We start from the raw sequence: 17,832 nt of genomic DNA, 5'->3' as shown, positions 1-17,832 counted from the left end.
CCAGCGGGATCTCCACGCATGAGCGGACAGGCGGACCGGATCGTCAATGTCAGCGTCGCGGCGCACCTGATGCTGCTGGAGCCGGGAACATTCTGCGTCTTTCACGCCCCCGGCCCCGCGCATCGGAAAACCGCCGGCGGGACGGGGCTGTCGGGGGTGCGCGTCACGCGCGCGCCATCCGATCCCGACGCCGCCGTGATGATCCGCGCTCTTGATGACGATGGCTGGCTGGGTCCCGATCGCGGCGCGGCGCTGATCCGGGTGGACGGGCGGCCGGCGCGCGTGCTGGTCACGACCTATCACGATCCCGCCTGTCCCGAAACGCGGCCCAACCTGCAGGTCGCGCGGTTGTACACGCCGGCGAAACCGGCAGCCCCCTCCTTTACCGCCCCCGCGCCGGTGCCCCCGGCCGCAACCGCCGCCATCACCCCGGCCCCCGCCGCCGGCGGCGTGATCGCCCATATCCAGCGTCGGGGCGACGTGCACGTGCCCTGTGGCGCATGGATGGGCAAGGTTGGCAGCCGGGCATGGATCGAGGGATTTTCCATCCTGCCCGATGACATGATCCCCGCGGACGAGATCGAATATCAGGCCGTTCTGGGTCAGGGATGGTTTTCCCCGTGGGTGGAGGGCGGTTCCTATTGCGGCAGCCGGGGCATGGCGCTTCCGCTGCTGGGGCTGCGGGTGCACCTGCGGGGGGAAGCGGCGGAAAAATTCACCTGCCGCCTGACCGCCACCTTCGTCGATGGCAGCCGCGTGGGCCCGGTGGAAGACATCGCCGCCATGTCCGATGACCTTGCGCCGCTGGAGGCCTTCGTGGTGGAGATCACGCCGCGCGCGTCACAGCCGGAAGACACGGCCGAGGCCGTCGCGGACACGCGCGAGGTGCTGGAACTGCTGGATGCCACGGATGCCCCCGCCACGGCGAAGCCGCCGGTGGCCGAACGCCCCCGTCGCGCCCGCCGCCCCACCCGCAAGAAAACCCCGCCGCAGGCGACGGCTGCGCCAGCCACAGCGCCGGTTGACATGCCCCTCGACACGCCGCGCGAAGCCAGGGCGGCCCCACGCGGAAAAGCCGCCGCGAAGGACGGCACGCGCAAACGGGATGCCCGCGGGAACGCCGCCGCAACCGAAACGGACCCCGCGTCCCTCACGCCCGATGAAATCCATCCCGGCCGTGGCCGCAAGGCCCCCGGGTCGCGGGTGGCGCTGCTGAAGGCCCGCAGGAAGGCCACCGCCCGACGCCGGAACTAGAAAGCACGCCGTCATGCCGTTCCATCAGGCGCCGACAGGCCCGTGGCCGCGCCGCGCGGGACCATGGGCCATCCCGTGGGCCATCCGGGGGCGCGACAGGTGAAATACCTGTTCGTTCACCAGAATTTCCCCGGGCAGTTCCTTCATCTGCTGCGCCACCTGCATGCGCAGGGCGGCAATGAAATTGTCTTCATCAGCGAAACGGGACACGGCGCGATGCCGGGCGTGCGGCGCGTGGGATACCGCATGCCCCCGGCCGTGCCCATTGGCGGCCCGCCCCCCGTGGGGGAAATCGCCCGCGCGACGGAACGCGCGGCACAGGTGGCGCGGGCCGCGCGCGCGCTGCGGGATCTGGGGTTCACGCCCGATATCATTATCGGCCATCATGGCTGGGGCGAACTGCTGGATCTGGGCGATGTCTATCCGGACGTGCCGATGCTGGGATATTTCGAATTCTTCTATCACCCCTGCGGGCTGGATGTCGGATTCGACCCTGAATTCCCTTTTTCCCCGACATCCGCGCCGATGGTACGGCTTCGCAATACCCTCAACCTGCAGGCGCTTGCACTACCGGGGTGGGGACATTCCCCCACACGTTTCCAGCGCGATACCTATCCCCCATGGGCGCGCGAACGCATCACCCTGCTGCGCGAAGGGGTGGACCTGACACGCTGCCGTCCCGATCCACAGGCCAAGGGCCGTCCGTTTACGCTGGGCGATGTCCATGTTTCCGCGGATGAGAAACTGGTGACGTACGTGGCGCGCGACCTTGAACCCTATCGCGGGTTTCACGTCTTCATGCGCGCCCTGCCCCATATCCTGGCCGGCCGGCCGGATGCGCGGGTGATCGTGGTGGGTGGCGACGGCGTCAGTTACGGCACGCCCCCCGCCCATGGCTGCTGGCGCGAGCACATGCTTGGGGAGCTGGGAACATGGATCGACCCCGCCCGTGTCCATTTTGTCGGTCGGCTGCCGTATGACCTGTTCTGCGCCCTGCTGCAGCGATCGGATGCGCATGTCTATCTGACATATCCGTTCGTGGTGTCATGGTCCCTGCGTGAGGCCATGGCATGCGGGTGCGCCATTGTCGGCAGCGATACCCCGCCGGTGACGGAATTCCTCAGGGATGGAAAAACCGGCCGCCTTGTCCCCTTTCTCGAACCCCGGCGTGTCGCGCAGGGCGTTCTGGAACTGCTGGAGGACCGGAAGCTGGCGCGGCGGCTGCGCACCAATGTCCGGGCGCAGGCCGTGCGCACGCTGGACATGGGGGATTACATGACGCGCTACATGACGCTGGTGGCGCGCCTGACCGGACGGGAAATACGCGCGCGCGACATGGGCCGCGATATGGGCCGCGATATGGGCTGAGCCATGGCGCGCACGAACGGATGGGCCACGGGGCGGCGCGGGACATGCCGCGCCACCCCGTCCGGCCTCATTTCTTCTTGATGGCTTCGACGGAGTCCATGATGACCTTGCCGGCTTCTTCCTTGCCGGCCCATCCGGACACCTTCACCCACTTGCCCTTTTCAAGGTCCTTGTAGCGGGTGAAGAAATGCTCGATCTCCTTCAGGGTGATCTCGGGCAGGTCCTCAAGCTTCTCGACCTTGGAATAGTACGGATGCACCTTGTCATGGGGGACGCAGACGATCTTTTCGTCCTGACCGCTTTCGTCTTCCATCTTCAGCATGCCGATGGGACGCGCGCGCACGACGCAGCCGGGCACCACGGCGGCAGGCAGCAGCACCAGCGCGTCGGTCGGGTCGCCATCAGCGGCCAGCGTGTTGGGGATGAAACCGTATGCCGCGGGATACACCATGGGCGTGAACAGGATACGGTCCACGACGATCGCACCGCTGTCCTTGTCGATTTCGTATTTCACGCCGGATCCCTGCGGGATCTCGATGACAACGTTGATGTCGTTGGGCACGTCCTTGCCCGGGGAAATCTTGGATACGTCCACTTTATGGCTCCTGCCATGCAAAGGATTGTTCTGTTACACTCAACATCCACGCGTGCAGCGGCGGGGTATCATCCCCGCTGTTGCGCGCGTCCTGCCCTGCCCGATACCGTCAATGCGGCCCCCCGGACATGAGGCAGATCATGGACGTTACACATATGTCATCTTTGCCGTGAGGGGGTTTTGCATGAAAAAAGATGTAAATTCGGCATAACCGATGTTCGTGGCATCTTGCAAAAAGATCGCACATGCGCGAATCAGGGCCTGCCTGCGCGCCCGTAGCTCAATTGGTTAGAGCGGGCCGCTCATAACGGCTTGGTTGCGGGTTCAAGTCCTGCCGGGCGCAGGCCCATGTTGCACGAACGCGGCCCTTTGCCGTAGGGGCCATCAACCATGTTCCTTGCACATTCCTATATCCTTCAGCTTTCGGGAGCCTGACCGTCATGGCCGCCACGCAATATGTCTATGTGATGAAGGACCTGACCAAGGCGTATCCGGGTGGGCGCGAGGTCTTCAAGGGCATCACCCTGTCCTTCCTGCCCGGCGCCAAGATCGGTGTCCTTGGTGTCAACGGCGCGGGCAAGTCCACGCTGCTGAAAATCATGGCGGGCATCGAAAAGGAATTCGGTGGCGAGGCCTGGGCCGCCGAGGGCGCGACCATCGGCTATCTCGAGCAGGAACCCAAGCTCGACGAGAAGCTGACGGTGGGCGAGAACGTCGCCCAGGGCTTCGGGGAGCTGAAAAAGGCGGTTGACCGCTTCAACGAGATTTCGATGAAGTTCGCCGAGCCCATGTCCGACGAGGAGATGAACACCCTGCTCGCCGAACAGGCGGAACTGCAGGAAGTCATCGATGCGGGCGACGGGTGGGAACTCGACCGCAAGCTTGAAATCGCGCTCGAGGCGCTGCGCTGCCCGCCGGCGGACAGCCCGGTGGACAAGCTGTCGGGCGGTGAACGCCGCCGCGTCGCGCTGTGCCGCCTGCTGCTGGAAAAGCCGGACCTGCTGCTGCTTGACGAACCGACCAACCACCTTGATGCCGAAAGCGTCTCGTGGCTGGAAAAGACCCTGCGCGATTACGAAGGCACCGTCATGGTCATCACCCATGACCGTTACTTCCTCGACAACGTGACCAACTGGATCCTCGAAATCGAACGCGGCCGCGGCTATCCGTTCGAGGGCAACTATTCCTCGTGGCTGACGCAGAAGCGCAAGCGTCTGGCGCAGGAAGAAAAAGAGGAAAGCGCGCGTCAGCGCGCCCTGGCCGCCGAACAGGAATGGATCGGATCCTCCCCCAAGGCCCGCCAGGCGAAAAGCAAGTCGCGTATCGCGCGTTACGAGGAAATGCTGGCCCAGAGCGGGGAGAAGGCGACCGGCGTTGCCGACATCGTCATCCCGCCCGGCCCGCGCCTGGGCAGCACGGTGATCGAGGCGGAGCACCTGCGCAAGGGCTTTGGCAACCGCCTGCTGATCGACGACCTCAATTTCAAGCTGCCGCCGGGTGGCATCGTGGGCGTGATCGGGCCGAACGGCGCGGGCAAGTCCACGCTGTTCAAGATGATCATGGGCCAGGAACAGCCCGATGGCGGCGAACTGAAGATCGGCGATACGGTCAAGCTGGGCTATGTCGATCAGTCCCGCTTCAGCCTCGATGACAACAAGACCGTGTGGGAAGAGATTTCCGGCGGCACGGATGTCATCTATCTGGGCAAGCGCGCGGTGCCGTCACGCGCCTATGTCGGGGCCTTCAACTTCAAGGGGCCGGACCAGCAGAAGAAGGTCGGCGTCCTGTCGGGGGGTGAGCGCAACCGCGTCCACCTTGCCAAAATGCTGCGGCAGGAAAGCAACGTCATCCTGCTTGACGAACCGACCAACGACCTTGACGTCGATACGCTGCGCGCGCTTGAGGAAGCACTGGCGGAATTCGCGGGCTGCGCTGTCATCATCAGCCATGACCGCTGGTTCCTCGACCGGCTTGCGACCCATATCCTCGCCTTTGAGGGCGACAGCCATGTCGAATGGTTCGAAGGCAACTTCCAGGCCTATGAAGAGGACAAGCGCCGCCGCCTCGGGCCGGACGCCACCGAACCGGGCCGCATCAAGTACCGCCCGATCGAACGCTGATCGCCTGCGCGGCAGGGGCAGCATGTCCCTGTCGCTGGCGTCCCTTGCACGTTACCGACAAGGGGAAAACGATCAGGAACCGTCTGCAAACAGCCTGCTGATAAAAGTTTTTGGGTGTCGCCTTTTTGAAAAAAGGCGACGTCCTACGAAGCTTTTTGCAACAAGATTCACCAAAAACCTTTATGATTTCAGAATGTTATTGAACCTGCCTGTTCAATCAGCCTCCTGTCATTCCCGTCAGAGGCCGGTCCATTACCCCTTCGTCCTATCGGCAGACATGGCGATTGCCATCCGCCCCGATATAGGTCCCGGTCTGCGGGTCGAAACAGGCATTGGCCGCGCAACTGCTCCGCAAGGAGGTGATGTCGGGATGGATCGACGCACCAATGGCGTTGGCCTCCCGCGCGGCATGGCCGCATAACGGCGTGTCCGCAGGCGCGGACGGATCGTTCACCAGCACGGGTTCCGACGGGGAGGTCGCCGCCACGGGTGGCGTCGCCGGCGCCGGGTGGTGATGCGGTGCGCAGGCCGACAGCAGGCCGACGGATGCCGCACACGCCAGCATGCCCGTCAGGACACGCCCCGCCCCGCGCTGTTTCATGTTCACGCTCTTCCCCGGCACTGCTCTTTCCTTTTCTGTCACAGGTCCAGACGTCCCTGCATGCTCCGTGTATCACGCTCGGCGCGGGCGGTGACCTCCCCATCGACAAAGGTCATGATGACCTGCGCACCGGGGCGGACTTCCGCCGCCTGCGTCAGCGGCCGGCCCCCACGGTCGCGCACCAGCACATAGCCACGTTCCAGCACCGCGCGTGGCGACAGGGACTCCAGCCGTCCGCCTTCCCCCTGGACGCGGGCGCGCTGTTCACGCAGCAGCGCCAGCACGGCGGACGCGGACGGACGCAGCGAGCCGACCCGGTTGCGCCGGTCCCGCAGGTATTGCGGCCCCCCGCGTGTCAGGCCTGCAGATACCAGCATCAGGCCGGAGCGTTTCAGCGCGATGATCGTGGCGGGCGTCGGCAGGCGGTCACATGCCGCCTGAAGCCGGGCGCGCCGCCGTTCCAGCAGGGCGGGCAGCGCCATATCAAGGCGATAGCTGCGATCGTCCAGACGGATGCGCGCGGTTTCCAGCAGCGAGGGCAGGTCCGGCAGTCCCGCCGCCGCCCGTGCCAGCCGCGCACGCCCAAGCTGGAGCACGCGTTCCAGCCCGTTCGACAGGCGCGCCATGCGATGGGTCAGGTCGGCCTCCAGCTCCGCACGGACCGGCACGGCCATTTCCGCCGCCGCCGTGGGGGTCGGCGCGCGCCGGTCAGATACGAAATCCACCAGCGTCGTATCCGTTTCGTGCCCGACCGCCGAAATGACCGGAATGGTGCATGCCGCCACCGCGCGCAGCACGGATTCGTCGTTGAAGGCCATCAGGTCCTCGAGCGAGCCGCCCCCACGCGCCACGATCAGGACATCCGGCCGCGCCAGCCCCGATCGTCCATCGATCCGGTCGAATCCCGCCACCGCCTCGGCAATGCGCTGGGCCGCCCCCTCCCCCTGCACCGGCACGGGCCAGACCAGCAGGTCGCGCGGGAAACGGCGGGCAATGGTGGTGCGGATATCATGCAGCACCGCGCCCTGCGCCGATGTCACCACCCCGATGACACGCGGCAGGAAGGGCAGCGGACGCTTGCGTTCCGCATCGAACAGCCCTTCCTCCCCCAGACGCAGGCGCAGGCGTTCGATCCGCGCCAGAAGCGCGCCTTCGCCCGCATATTCCAGACGGTCGATCACCATCTGGTAGGACGAACGCTCCCCATAGGAGGAAATCTTGCCCGTGGCGATGACCTCCACCCCGTTTTCCGGCTTCAGCCCAAGGCGCGAGACGCTGCCACGCCAGACGACGGACGACAGCTTCCCCTTCTCGTCCTTGAGGGAGAAATAGAGGTGGCCGGATGAATATCGCTTGAATTCCGTGATTTCGCCGCGCACACGGATACGTCCGAAGGTATTTTCAAGCGTGCTCCGGATCGCACCCGATATTTCGGATACGGAATATTCCGCTATATTGCTGGCGCCGGGCGCGCCGGGTGGGAAGCTGGGTTCATGCATGCCCCGAAGGTATGATAGAGACGCGCATCCCGAAAGGGCGGATTGCAAACAGGAGAATTGATTCATGCGGGTGCTGCTGGTCGGATCGGGGGGGCGTGAACATGCCATGGCAGCGGCGATTGCCCGTTCACCCCTGCTGGATGCGCTGTTCATCGCGCCGGGCAACCCCGGCACCGCCGCGCTGGGCACCAATTGCAACGTCCGCGCGGACGATGTGGCGGGCCTGATCAAACTTGCGCGCGATGAACGCATCGACCTTGTGGTCCCCGGACCAGAGGCCCCGCTGGTGGCCGGGCTGGCCGATGCCTGCGCGCAGGCCGGCATCGCCTGCGCGGGGCCATCGCGCGCGGCGGCGGAGCTGGAGGGCAGCAAGACCTTCACCAAGGAAATCTGCGACGCCGCGGGCATTCCCACCGCGCGCTGGGCACGCTTCGACAATGCCGCCGACGCGCTGGCGCATGTGCGGGCCACGAGCGCGCCGATCGTGGTCAAGGCCGACGGCCTTGCGGCGGGCAAGGGCGTGATCGTCGCGCAGGACCTGGACGAAGCCGAAACCGCCATCCGTGACCTGATGACCGACGCCACGATGGGCGATGCCGGGCGCACGGTGGTGATCGAGGAATGCCTGGTGGGCGACGAGGTCTCGCTTTTCGCCTTCTGCGCGGGCGAGGACGCGGTGCTGATCGGCGCGGCGCAGGACCACAAACGGATTGGCGATGGCGATACCGGCCCCAACACCGGCGGCATGGGCGCAGTTTCCCCGCCCACCGGCTTTGACCGCACGCGGCAGGAGGCGGCGCTGGATACGATGGTGCGTCCCATGTTGCGCGAGATGGCGCGGCGCGGCACGCCGTTCCACGGCATCATCTTTGCCGGGCTGATGCTTACGCCCGCGGGTGAAAAGCTGATCGAATATAATGTGCGGCTGGGCGATCCCGAAGCACAGGCCCTGCTGATCCGCCTGCAAAGTGACCTGCTGGCCGCCCTGGCCGCCGTTGCGCACAACAGGCTGGCGGAAGCGGACATCCGCTTTTCCGACGAAGCCTCCATCAGCGTGGTCATGGCCGCGCGCGGCTATCCGGGCAGGCCGGTGACCGGGGGCGTGATCGAAGGGATCGCGACGGCGGAAGAGATGCCGGGCGTGCGGGTGTTCCTGGCGGGCACGCGCCTTGATGCCGAAGGGCGGCTGGTCGCGGCAGGCGGGCGGGTGCTGGCGGTCTGCGCCACCGGCGACACGCTGGAACAGGCACGCGAACGCGCCTATGCCGGGGTGGGCGCGATCCGCTGGCAAGACGCGATCTGGCGCCATGACATCGGCACGCGCGCGCTGGAACGCATGGCCGGCACCTGACGGGGCCTTTCCTGTTCCGCGATGCCTCAATCGCATCGCGGCTCCCCGCCACGTCCTTCCACGAACGTCCCGCTCCCGGCCCGCCGGCGCCCAGAATCCGACGCCCAGAATAGCGACATGTCATGCCCCGCGATAAAAAGATACTGATCGAAGGAGAGGGCCTGCATGGCGCGGCCCGGATACAGGCGATGTGCGCGGTCGCGCTGTCGGTCCTGCTGGCGCTGCTGGATTACGCCATCGCCAACGTGGCACTGCCGACCATCGGGGCGGACCTGCACATTTCGGCCGCGTCGGCGGTGTGGATCATCAATTCGTACCAGCTGGCCAGCGTGATCGCGCTGCTGCCCACGGCGGCGCTGGGCGCGCGGATCGGGTTCGGGCGGCTGTGCCAGATCGGGCTGGTGCTGTTCATCGTCTCCTCCCTGTTCTGCGGGCTGTCGCACTCCCTGCTGGCGCTGTCGCTGTCACGCGCGGTGCAGGGCATCGGCGGCGCATGCATCATGAGCGTCAGCATCGCGCTGATCCGTTTCATCTATCCCCATGAAATCATCGGGCGCGGCATCGCCCTGAACGGCGTCATGGTCGCCCTTGGCGTCGGGGCGGGACCGACGGTGGCGTCCATCATCCTGTCGGTGGCGACATGGCCATGGCTGTTTTACATCAATATCCCGCTGGGCCTTGCCGCGCTGGTACTGGCGCTGATGTCCCTGCCGCGCACCCCCACGCAGGAGGGGACGTTCGACGGGGCCAGCGCGATCCTCAACGCCCTCGCCTTTGGCGCGATCATCCTGGCGGGCGATTCCATAGCACACCATGCCAGTGCCCTGCAGGTCTGCGCCTTTGCCCTGACCGGCATCGTGTCGGGCTGGCTGCTGGTCCGGCGGCAGAAGGGGCAGGCCCATCCCATGTTCCCCGTCGACATGCTGCGCATCCCGCCTTTCCGCACGGGGGTCAGCATCGGGTTCCTCGCCTTTGTCTCCTCCAACCTGTTCATGGTCTCCTTCCCCTTCACGCTGCAGAACCTGTTCCATTGTCCGCCCGCGGTGGTCGGGCTGCTGATGACGCCATGGCCGGTGGGCATCATGCTGGTAGCACCCGTCATCAGCAGGCTGAGCGATCAGGTCCCGGCGACGATCCTGTCGTCGATCGGGCTGTTCACGACCTCGATGGGCTTTCTTGCGCTGTACATGCTGCCCGCCGCGCCGCACTGGTTCGACATTGTCTGGCGGGTGGGGCTGGCGGGCATGGGATTCGGCATTTTCCAGCCTCCCAACAACCGCATCATGATGGTGACGGCGCCGGCCGGACGTTCCGGCAGCGCCAGCGGCATGGTTCAGGTCTCCCGCCAGTGCGGACAGGCGACGGGGGCGATGCTGGTGGCGATGACATTTGGCCTGATCGCGTGGCAGCCATCCATGCGATGCCTGCAGTTCGCATGCGTCGTTGCCTTCCTCGGCATGCTGCTCAGCGCGTCGCGGCTGTTTTCGGGGCAGGACGAACAGGCCTGATGATGTCCTGAAATCATAAAGGTTTTTTGGTGTCGCCTTTCATCTGAAATGGCGACATCCATCGAAGCTTTTTGCAAAAAGCTTCACCAAAAAACCTTTGTTTTTTATCAACAGGCTGTTTCCAGCAGCTTCGTGCGTCACCTCATGGGCCCGTGGCGCGGGTCCAGAACCCAGCATGCGCGCGCCCGGCTTCGTCCTCCAGCACGGGACCGACGACGCTGACCTGTCGCTGTCCCCGGGCGAAGACCTCACGGCATGGCAGGGAAAAGGTCGGGTTTTCCGGGTGATCCCCCGTGCGGAGCAGAAGGCCATGTTCCGACAGGGCATAGACGACACGGCCGATCCCGGTCCAGTAAACGGCGCCCGCGCACATGCAGCAGGGCTCGGCGCTGCTGTATAACGTGCAGGCCGCCAGTTCATCGGGCGTCATCCGCCGCGCGGCGGCAGCCACCGCGACCAGTTCGGCATGACGCGTCGGATCGCCGCCTGGCGGCACGGAGTCATTGATGGCACGGGTGACAACACGCCCGTCCGCATCCGCGACCAGCGCGCCAAACGGATGCCGCCCCATGGCGCGGGCACGTTCGGACAGGGCGATCGCCTGCCGCAGCAACGCCATGTCCCGCGCGGACAGGTCGCCTGCGTTCATGAAAGCTGCTGCGCGTTGTCGGGATCGAGCTCTTCCTCCAGCGTGGGAATCCGCTCCCCGATCACCAGATTGAGGAGCACGGCCGAACAGACGCACAGGAATACCCCATTGCCCAGAAACAGCCGCGTGACGCCGCTGGTGTGGGCGAACAGGGTGGGGCACGACATCGGCAGCATGCCAAGCCCCATGGACACCGCCGCGATCATGCCGTTGCGGGTCCCGGCAAAGCGCACGTGCGACAGTTCACGGATGCCCCCCACCGCCGTCATGCCGAACATCACCAGCGCGCAGCCCCCCAGAACCGGCGCGGGCATCGCCGCGATCATCGCCCCCAGTTTGGGAAACAGGCCCAGCAGGATCAGCACGACGCCCGCGGCCGCCACGACAAAGCGGCTTTTGATATCCGTCATCGCGATCAGGCCGGTATTCTGCGTAAAGGCGTTATAGGGGAAGCTGTTGAAAATACCGCCCAGCATGGTGGACAGCCCATCGGCGCGAAAGGCGGCGATCAGCGTATCCTCGTCCACCCGGCGGTCGATGATGCGGCCCACAGCGATGCAGTTGCCCGTCGTTTCGGCAAGGATCACCAGCATCGTCAGCGTCATGATGATGATGGGCATGACGTGAAAGGTCGGCACGCCAAAGGCCATCGGCATGCTCAGGGCGAACCACGGCGCGTCATGCACGGCCTGGAAATGGCCCATCCCGCAGGCAATCGCCACGATGCTGCCCACCACCAGGCCAAGCAGCACGCTGATGTTGGAGATAAAACCCGAAAACCCGGCATAGACCGCAAGTGTCACCGCCATCGTCACGCCACCAAGCACGAGATTGGCGGGCGCACCGAACCCCGGGTCCGATGGCGTCCCGCCCCCCAGCCATACCCCCGCGACCGGGATCAGGGTCAGGCCGATGACCGTCAGCAGGCAGCCGATCGCCACCGGCGGGAAAAACCGCATCAGCCGCCCCAGCGCCGGCGCCAGCAGGAGCGTACATCCCCCCGCCCCGATGATGGCGCCAAAAATCGCGCTGTTCCCATAGGATTTTCCAATCATGATCATGGAGGCCAACGTCACGAAGGAAGATCCCTGCACGATCGGCAGACGTGAGCCGATCCTGCCGATCCCGACCGTCTGGATGATCGTGGCGATGCCCGACGTCATCAGTCCCGAATTGATCAGGGTAATCGTCTGGTTCATGTCCAGACCCAGCGTCACGCTGAAAATCAGGGGAACGGCCACGGTGCCCGAATACATCACCAGCGCGTGCTGCAGCCCGAAAGTAAACAGTATGCCCAGCGGAAGGACTTCATCAACCGGATCGGGTTTACGGTGCTGCATGGTGATCCCTGCTTTCAGCATCACGGTAAAATACGACCTGCCCGCAATGGGTGCGATGCCTGATGGACAGGATATGTCGGCTGCGGCGACATGGCTGGTACCGGCAATGTTGGTACCGGCGGTCGCCAGTCATGGAATGGCCTGCCACATCGCAGGGATGCGGCAGGTCGTCATCCTCAGAAAGAGGTCGAAATCGTTCCCGTCATGGTAAAGCGCGGCTCCACCATGAAGGAGTTGCCATTCGCGCTGCGTCCCGCGGCACCGCCGTAATAGACGTTGTATCCACCCTGGTTCCCCGCGGAATAGATCGCGCCCATCGCACCGGTGCGCACGATCGATCCCGTCAGGTTGGAGAAGTTCAGGCGGAATGTCGGGGATTTCGCATACATGAAGGGCTTGAAGTGATAGCCCAGCGACAGCGTATCGGTGACATAGCCGGGGATGCGCTCGCTGTTATCCAGCGCCACCGACTGCGGGCCGGTGTAATGCACGCTCGCATTCGCGAAGAAGCCCCGGTATTTGTACGTCAGGCCAAAGTTCGCCATGACATGCGGCGCCATGATCGCCTGCTGCCCTTTTGCCCGGATCAGGTTGCCATTGCCATCGGTCACGTTCGAATCCTGCGTCGCATGCAGGTACTCGAACGAGGCATAGGGGCTGAAGCCGTAATAGGACCGGCCCGCCACCATGACGTCAAAGCCACGCATGGTCTGGTTGCCGCCCTCGATCGGGGCGTACTGGTTCGCGCCGATATAGGTGTCAAGGATACGGTTGGTCACGTTGTAATTGAACAGCGCAAGGTCAACCATGACGTACTTGTCGTGGTAACGGTATCCCAGCTCTTCCTTGATGGAATACTGGTTCTTCAGCATCTTCGAACCCGGCGTGGTCCAGCCAAGGTCAACGGCGCTCGGCTCACGGTAATCGCCCTCGGCGTTGACATAGATCTGGTGATGCTCGTTGAACTGGTAACCGATCGACAGCTGCGGCAGCGGTTCGGTCGTGTTCGCCTCGGTCCGCGCGCCGGTATAGTTGGAGCTGTGGTTCATCCACTGCTTGTTCCATGCGTTGGACATCACGAACTTGAAGCCCGCATGGATCGTCAGCTTGTCGTTGAAATACTTCGCCGTGTCCTGAACGAACAGGGAATGAAGCTCATATCCCGCCGTCTGGCCGAACACTTCGTTGCCGTTGATCTGGTACTGCGACCAGTTGGGGCTGGGATCAGCACCGTTCGCCATCGTGGCGCTGAGCGGATAGGACTGGATGGTCTGGGCATTTTCATACCAGTAACCCAGCGACAGATGGTTATGCTGATCGACCTGGTAATTCAGCTTGGCCACCGCGCCGACCTGCCGCACCTCGTTCTGGAGGAAGTAGTTGGTCAGGTTCTGGTTGCTGGCGATCGTGCCATTTCCGTAATAGGCCGTCGAATTCCCGAACAGGGTGCTATAGGATCCATCGGCCGCGGTCGTGCCGCCGGGCGATCCGTCCCATCCCTGTCCGAAACTGAAATATGGCTGCAGGTCCAGGCTGAATCGCGACGGCAGCACCACATGGATCGGCGCGGTCAGGAATATCTGGTTCCAGTGGTCGTTATTGTTTTTCCAGTAATTGTCGCTGCTGGGATCGGAATTGCGTCCATATCCCTCGCCCGTATGCTTGTAATTGTAGAACGCGGTCGCATCGGGATAGGAATCGATCGTGAAATCCTCGTAATTCCACGACAGGAACAGGCGCGCGGTCGAACCGTTTTCCCAGTCCTTCTGCAATCCGAAATCGATATGCCTGCGCTGGTTGATGCCCGATCCCATCCATGAACGCGCATGCGTGTTGGAAAACGAGAAATAGCTGCGCAGGCCCGTCTTGCCGATATCGCCGCTTTCCAGACGGATGAACTCACGCGACATGTTGTTCGTGCCATACGAAAAATCCGTCATGCCGCCCGCCTTGTGCGACGCGATGTGCGATTTTTCATTCATGACGCCACCTGCCGCCGACATGACCGGCAGGTCCGTGCCCGCGCTGCCGGGCGTGACCTCCACACTGTCGAGGTCTTCGGAATCGATGTTTTCCGCCAGATATTTCGCCGCCGCCGCCGGCGCGCCATCCAGCATCAGGCCCATGTCCAGATCGGTCAGGCCACGCACCTGAATCTGACCGCCCTCCATCCCCTCTGCATCCGGGGTGGTCACATTCAGGCTCGGCAGGTTCTTGACCAGGTCCAGCCCCGTGCTGGTGGGGCTGCGCATTTCGATATACTGCTTGCCCACCGTCTGGACCGCATGCGGCGCGGTCTCCAGACGCATCATGCCGCCGCCACCATCGTTGGCGTCACGGGCGCGCGAAACGCGGATGACCTCAGGGGTATCGGGTATCGTCGCGGCCGGTGCCGCCGTCCTGGCGGCGGCCGGACGGGTGCCCGTTGCGCGACGGGCATGCGACGGCGCATGAGCCACGGTGCGATGCGACGTGGAAGTCGTGGTGGCGGATACAGGCGTTGCCGCATGCGCTCCCTCCAGCATCCCCGCCGATACAAGTCCCGTCCCGACAAGACACGATACCGCACACAGACGCGCGCGCAGCCCTGTTCGATATTTTTCCATAATGCCCCTGTCCCCCCTCACGCGGATGCGTAATGACCCACCATTCATCGCGATGCCACCCTGTGCAGGGGCCAGTGCCCCCGATTGCGTGACGCGGTCAGGACAACGGCCGACAACATGACTGGCTTTGGCAAGACACCGTATTTCAGCGTAATCTTCATCCGTCCCCCCGAACAACGTTACTTTCCCGAACCGGTTTGCAGGACCCGCACCTCCCCCGAGGTTTTCCATCCAGCCGGCCATCCAACGGGCATTCCCCGTTATCATGCCCCGGTACTGCGCGGGCGCCGCGCATCCGGTGACCTGACACATGATGGGATCGAATACCTGCGAACCTCTTGTTGAGGTAAAGGAAATGGGAGACAGGGGGAAAGGGTAAAAAAGGCAACAGGCTGTTCATGTACCCGCATGGTCGGCGAACCGGCGCGATACGGGACGGCGGATATTTTTCCGATCAATCCCGATCGAAAAGACAGCCCCGGAATCGGCGGATTTATAAGTCTGTTTTTACTGTGTTTGCAGGCCATGATCCTCCATGACGTGGAGAAAACCGGTCTATTTTCACCACGGGGCGGATGCGCCCTCCCATCCCATCGCAAAACAGGCAACAGCGTGTTTCTTTTTTCCTTACACGGATCGTGTCCTGAGTTTCATTCGACCATGACCGATCGGGCCGCTGACTCGTAAAAACAGCGAATACATGGCCTGCAGGAACCATATTGCGTCCGAATCTGCCAATTTAAGGTCATATGGACAGAGATCAGATTGAACGGGAAAGACGTTTCCGCACGTAAACAGAGCAGCAGGAATTGCCATCACCGACCGGAATCATCATGGAATCGGAAATATTCCCCAGATGGTCATGGACACGATCCTGTTTCGAATCGCGACCCGATATCCGTGGCCTGTTCACATTCCTGCATCCGACGCACATCCCAAAAAAAGGACGGGCCCATTTCCATAAGAGCAGACAGGCGAACATAAAGGCGACCGTGACCGTCACGCCGTTGCATGCTGCCTGTCCTGCCGCGCATCGAAACCGGCAACCGCCCGCACTTTCCCCGGCATGGGCGGGCTGAAATACCAAAACGGCCCTTCACACTGTCCGGGGACAGGTGAAAGGCCGTTTTGCAGACACGACAGTTACAGCAGCCGGATCAGGGAACCTTACTGCGCATCCATGAACTGGTCATTGCCGATGATACCCAGCTTGGTCACGCCCAGACGCTGCGCATCAGCCAGCACATGGGCCACCGTCTTGTAATTGGCCAGACGGTCGGGGTGGATATGCATTTCCGGCTGGACCGGCATGGACGCAGCCTGGGTGAAATGGGCCTGCAACGCGGCTTCGTCCGGCACCGGCTCGCCATTCCAGGTAATCGTATTGTCAAAATCGATCGCCACCGTATCAACCTCCGGGTCCGGTTCGGTGGTTGGCGGCGGATTGCCCTGCGGCAGATCCATTGAAACCGAATGGGTCTGCATCGGGATGGTGATGATCAGCATGATCAGCAGCACGAGCATGACGTCAATCAGGGGCGTGGTATTGATATCTACAATACCTTCGTCCTCTGTCGTGCTGCTGGACCCGACATTCATGCCCATGGCGCGTATTCTCCCAATAGTGGCCGGGAGATGATCCCGGCCGGGAATGGATACCGAGGATCAGCCGTGGGGCTGTTCGGTAATGAAGTCAATATGAATGATGCCCGCCTGCTGACAGGCCGCGATAACCTTGCCGACCGCCTCATACTTGGCCGCCATGTCGCCACGGATCTGGATCTGTGGCTGCGGCTTCTGCATTGCGGCATGTTCCAGATGCGATTCCAGGTCGGCATAGCTGGTAAGGGGAGTTTCCCCCCAGTATGCCTGTCCCTTCGACGTCACCGCGATCACGACGTTATCAAGCGCGGTGCGGGTCGGCTGGTTTGCATCCATCGGCAGTTTTACCGTGATGGTGTGCGTCGCGACTGGAATCGTGATCAGAAAGATGATCAGCAGCACCAGCATGACGTCGACAAGCGGTGTGGTGTTGATGGCCGACACCACCTCGTCTTCATCGCCGCCACCTCCAACTTGCATTCCCATGATCAGGCCACCCGATTGTCAATAGTCGTCGTTGTAGGAGAGTTGTCCGGACGAACCGCAATCGTGTCCTGCGGATCGGTGCCATGACGATAACCGCCCAGCAGGATGGACTGCAAGTCAGCAGCGAAGTTACGGACCTGATCCATCGCGCCCTTGTTGCGGCGGACCAGCAGGTTGTAACCCAGAACCGCCGGAACCGCGGTGCCCAGANCCGATGGCCGTCATGATCAGCGATTCACCGACCGGACCCGCGACCTTGTCGATCGACGCGTTACCCGCGATGCCGATCGCCGTCAGCGCGTGATAGATACCCCAGACCGTGCCGNAACAGACCCACGAACGGGGAGGTCGAACCCACCGTCCCGAGGAAGGCGAGGCCACCCTGCAGGCGCGTCTGGATCAGGTCAACCGAACGCTGGATCGACATCGTCGTCCACGAATGCAGGTCGATGGATTCCTGCATCGTGCCTTCATGATGTTCGGCCGCCTTCACGCCGGTTTCGGCGATATAGCGGAAGGGCGAGCTTTCGGGCAGGGCATCCGCGCCCTGACGGATCGTCGGCTTGGTCCAGAACTTCGCCGCCATGTCCTTCGCCGCGGCGAAAAGACGGGCCTGCTCAAAGAACTTCTTGATCATGATGAACCAGGTGCCGACCGACATGAACACCATGATCAGCAGAACGCCACGGGCAATGAAGTCGCCATTGGCCCACAGGGCGCCCAGACCGTACGGGTTCCCTTCGGGGGCGGGCGGTGCCTCCGGCGCGGGCGCGGGTGCTGCCGGCGCGGCATCAGGGGCCGGGGCGGCGGCGGTCGCGTCGGCAGGTGCCGCATCAGCAGGCGCCGCCGGGGC

13 protein-coding genes, 1 tRNA gene and 1 pseudogene are annotated in these 17,832 nt (G+C 63.6%); 6 read left to right on the top strand and 9 right to left on the bottom strand.

Going from position 1 to position 17,832, the window contains the following annotated elements; genetic code table 11:
- Positions 1-18 precede the first annotated feature (18 nt).
- The gene (locus NJLHNGOC_RS05465; RefSeq protein ID WP_113595488.1) at positions 19-1,254 is read left to right on the top strand and encodes a hypothetical protein; all 1,236 of its coding nucleotides are present in this window, start codon (positions 19-21) and stop codon (positions 1,252-1,254) included.
- Positions 1,255-1,353: 99 nt separating this feature from the next.
- On the top strand, positions 1,354-2,622 hold the full coding sequence (locus NJLHNGOC_RS05460; RefSeq protein ID WP_113595594.1) for a glycosyltransferase family 4 protein: 1,269 nt from the start codon (positions 1,354-1,356) through the stop codon (positions 2,620-2,622).
- Positions 2,623-2,689: 67 nt separating this feature from the next.
- Here NJLHNGOC_RS05460 and ppa read toward each other — a convergent pair whose 3' ends face one another.
- A complete protein-coding gene (ppa, locus tag NJLHNGOC_RS05455) occupies positions 2,690-3,217 on the bottom strand; it encodes an inorganic diphosphatase (protein WP_113595487.1) in 528 nt (175 codons plus the stop codon).
- A 269-nt stretch (positions 3,218-3,486) separates the two neighbouring features.
- On the opposite strand from ppa, the gene NJLHNGOC_RS05450 reads away from it, so the two are divergent.
- Positions 3,487-3,560 (top strand) — tRNA-Ile (locus NJLHNGOC_RS05450).
- Positions 3,561-3,657: 97 nt separating this feature from the next.
- Positions 3,658-5,337, top strand: coding sequence for an energy-dependent translational throttle protein EttA (gene ettA, locus NJLHNGOC_RS05445; protein WP_113595486.1), 1,680 nt, complete (start codon positions 3,658-3,660; stop codon positions 5,335-5,337).
- A 265-nt stretch (positions 5,338-5,602) separates the two neighbouring features.
- On the opposite strand, the gene NJLHNGOC_RS05440 is transcribed toward ettA, so the two are convergent.
- Both NJLHNGOC_RS05440 and xseA read right to left on the bottom strand, forming a co-directional pair.
- Complete coding sequence (locus tag NJLHNGOC_RS05440) at positions 5,603-5,938, bottom strand: BA14K family protein (RefSeq protein WP_165837852.1); 336 nt, start codon at positions 5,936-5,938, stop codon at positions 5,603-5,605.
- A gap of 38 nt (positions 5,939-5,976) precedes the next feature.
- Entirely contained in the window at positions 5,977-7,437 is a 1,461-nt protein-coding gene (xseA, locus tag NJLHNGOC_RS05435; RefSeq protein WP_113595485.1) for an exodeoxyribonuclease VII large subunit, read from the bottom strand.
- 64 nt (positions 7,438-7,501) lie between these two features.
- On the opposite strand from xseA, the gene purD reads away from it, so the two are divergent.
- Positions 7,502-8,788, top strand: a complete 1,287-nt coding sequence (gene purD / locus NJLHNGOC_RS05430) for a phosphoribosylamine--glycine ligase (protein WP_113595484.1) — start codon at positions 7,502-7,504, stop codon at positions 8,786-8,788.
- Positions 8,789-8,910: 122 nt separating this feature from the next.
- Positions 8,911-10,296 carry an MFS transporter gene (locus NJLHNGOC_RS05425; RefSeq protein WP_113595483.1) on the top strand — a complete coding sequence of 462 codons (1,386 nt, stop codon included), beginning with the start codon at positions 8,911-8,913 and terminating at the stop codon, positions 10,294-10,296.
- A 142-nt stretch (positions 10,297-10,438) separates the two neighbouring features.
- On the opposite strand, the gene NJLHNGOC_RS05420 is transcribed toward NJLHNGOC_RS05425, so the two are convergent.
- The 6 genes and pseudogenes from NJLHNGOC_RS05420 to NJLHNGOC_RS05390 form a co-directional block, all read right to left on the bottom strand.
- A complete protein-coding gene (locus NJLHNGOC_RS05420) occupies positions 10,439-10,945 on the bottom strand; it encodes a nucleoside deaminase (protein WP_113595482.1) in 507 nt (168 codons plus the stop codon).
- Positions 10,942-12,285: a nucleobase:cation symporter-2 family protein gene (locus NJLHNGOC_RS05415; RefSeq protein WP_113595592.1), complete on the bottom strand. Its 1,344-nt coding sequence runs from the start codon at positions 12,283-12,285 to the stop codon at positions 10,942-10,944. The genes NJLHNGOC_RS05420 and NJLHNGOC_RS05415 overlap by 4 nt, the downstream gene beginning before the upstream one ends.
- A 176-nt stretch (positions 12,286-12,461) precedes the next feature.
- The gene (locus NJLHNGOC_RS05410; RefSeq protein ID WP_113595481.1) at positions 12,462-14,891 is read right to left on the bottom strand and encodes a TonB-dependent receptor; all 2,430 of its coding nucleotides are present in this window, start codon (positions 14,889-14,891) and stop codon (positions 12,462-12,464) included.
- 1,167 nt (positions 14,892-16,058) lie between these two features.
- On the bottom strand, positions 16,059-16,496 hold the full coding sequence (locus NJLHNGOC_RS05400; RefSeq protein ID WP_113595479.1) for an ExbD/TolR family protein: 438 nt from the start codon (positions 16,494-16,496) through the stop codon (positions 16,059-16,061).
- Positions 16,497-16,556: 60 nt separating this feature from the next.
- Complete coding sequence (locus tag NJLHNGOC_RS05395; RefSeq protein WP_113595478.1) at positions 16,557-16,979, bottom strand: ExbD/TolR family protein; 423 nt, start codon at positions 16,977-16,979, stop codon at positions 16,557-16,559.
- A gap of 2 nt (positions 16,980-16,981) precedes the next feature.
- A pseudogene (locus NJLHNGOC_RS05390) lies at positions 16,982-17,832 on the bottom strand (MotA/TolQ/ExbB proton channel family protein); the annotation flags it as partial.

The organism is Novacetimonas cocois (assembly GCF_003311635.1).
Classification (GTDB): domain Bacteria; phylum Pseudomonadota; class Alphaproteobacteria; order Acetobacterales; family Acetobacteraceae; genus Novacetimonas; species Novacetimonas cocois.
Note: the sequence above shows the minus strand (reverse complement) of the source record. Positions and strands in the feature narration are given on the sequence as shown.

Coding starts and splice junctions, on each gene's coding strand:
- NJLHNGOC_RS05410 (WP_113595481.1), bottom strand. CDS start 14,891: ATGGAAAAATATCGAACAGGGCTGCGCGCGCGTCTGTGTGCGGTATCG.
- xseA (WP_113595485.1), bottom strand. CDS start 7,437: ATGCATGAACCCAGCTTCCCACCCGGCGCGCCCGGCGCCAGCAATATA.
- NJLHNGOC_RS05420 (WP_113595482.1), bottom strand. CDS start 10,945: ATGAACGCAGGCGACCTGTCCGCGCGGGACATGGCGTTGCTGCGGCAG.
- NJLHNGOC_RS05415 (WP_113595592.1), bottom strand. CDS start 12,285: ATGCAGCACCGTAAACCCGATCCGGTTGATGAAGTCCTTCCGCTGGGC.
- NJLHNGOC_RS05425 (WP_113595483.1), top strand. CDS start 8,911: ATGCCCCGCGATAAAAAGATACTGATCGAAGGAGAGGGCCTGCATGGC.
- purD (WP_113595484.1), top strand. CDS start 7,502: ATGCGGGTGCTGCTGGTCGGATCGGGGGGGCGTGAACATGCCATGGCA.
- NJLHNGOC_RS05465 (WP_113595488.1), top strand. CDS start 19: ATGAGCGGACAGGCGGACCGGATCGTCAATGTCAGCGTCGCGGCGCAC.
- NJLHNGOC_RS05440 (WP_165837852.1), bottom strand. CDS start 5,938: ATGAAACAGCGCGGGGCGGGGCGTGTCCTGACGGGCATGCTGGCGTGT.
- NJLHNGOC_RS05395 (WP_113595478.1), bottom strand. CDS start 16,979: ATGGGAATGCAAGTTGGAGGTGGCGGCGATGAAGACGAGGTGGTGTCG.
- NJLHNGOC_RS05400 (WP_113595479.1), bottom strand. CDS start 16,496: ATGGGCATGAATGTCGGGTCCAGCAGCACGACAGAGGACGAAGGTATT.
- ettA (WP_113595486.1), top strand. CDS start 3,658: ATGGCCGCCACGCAATATGTCTATGTGATGAAGGACCTGACCAAGGCG.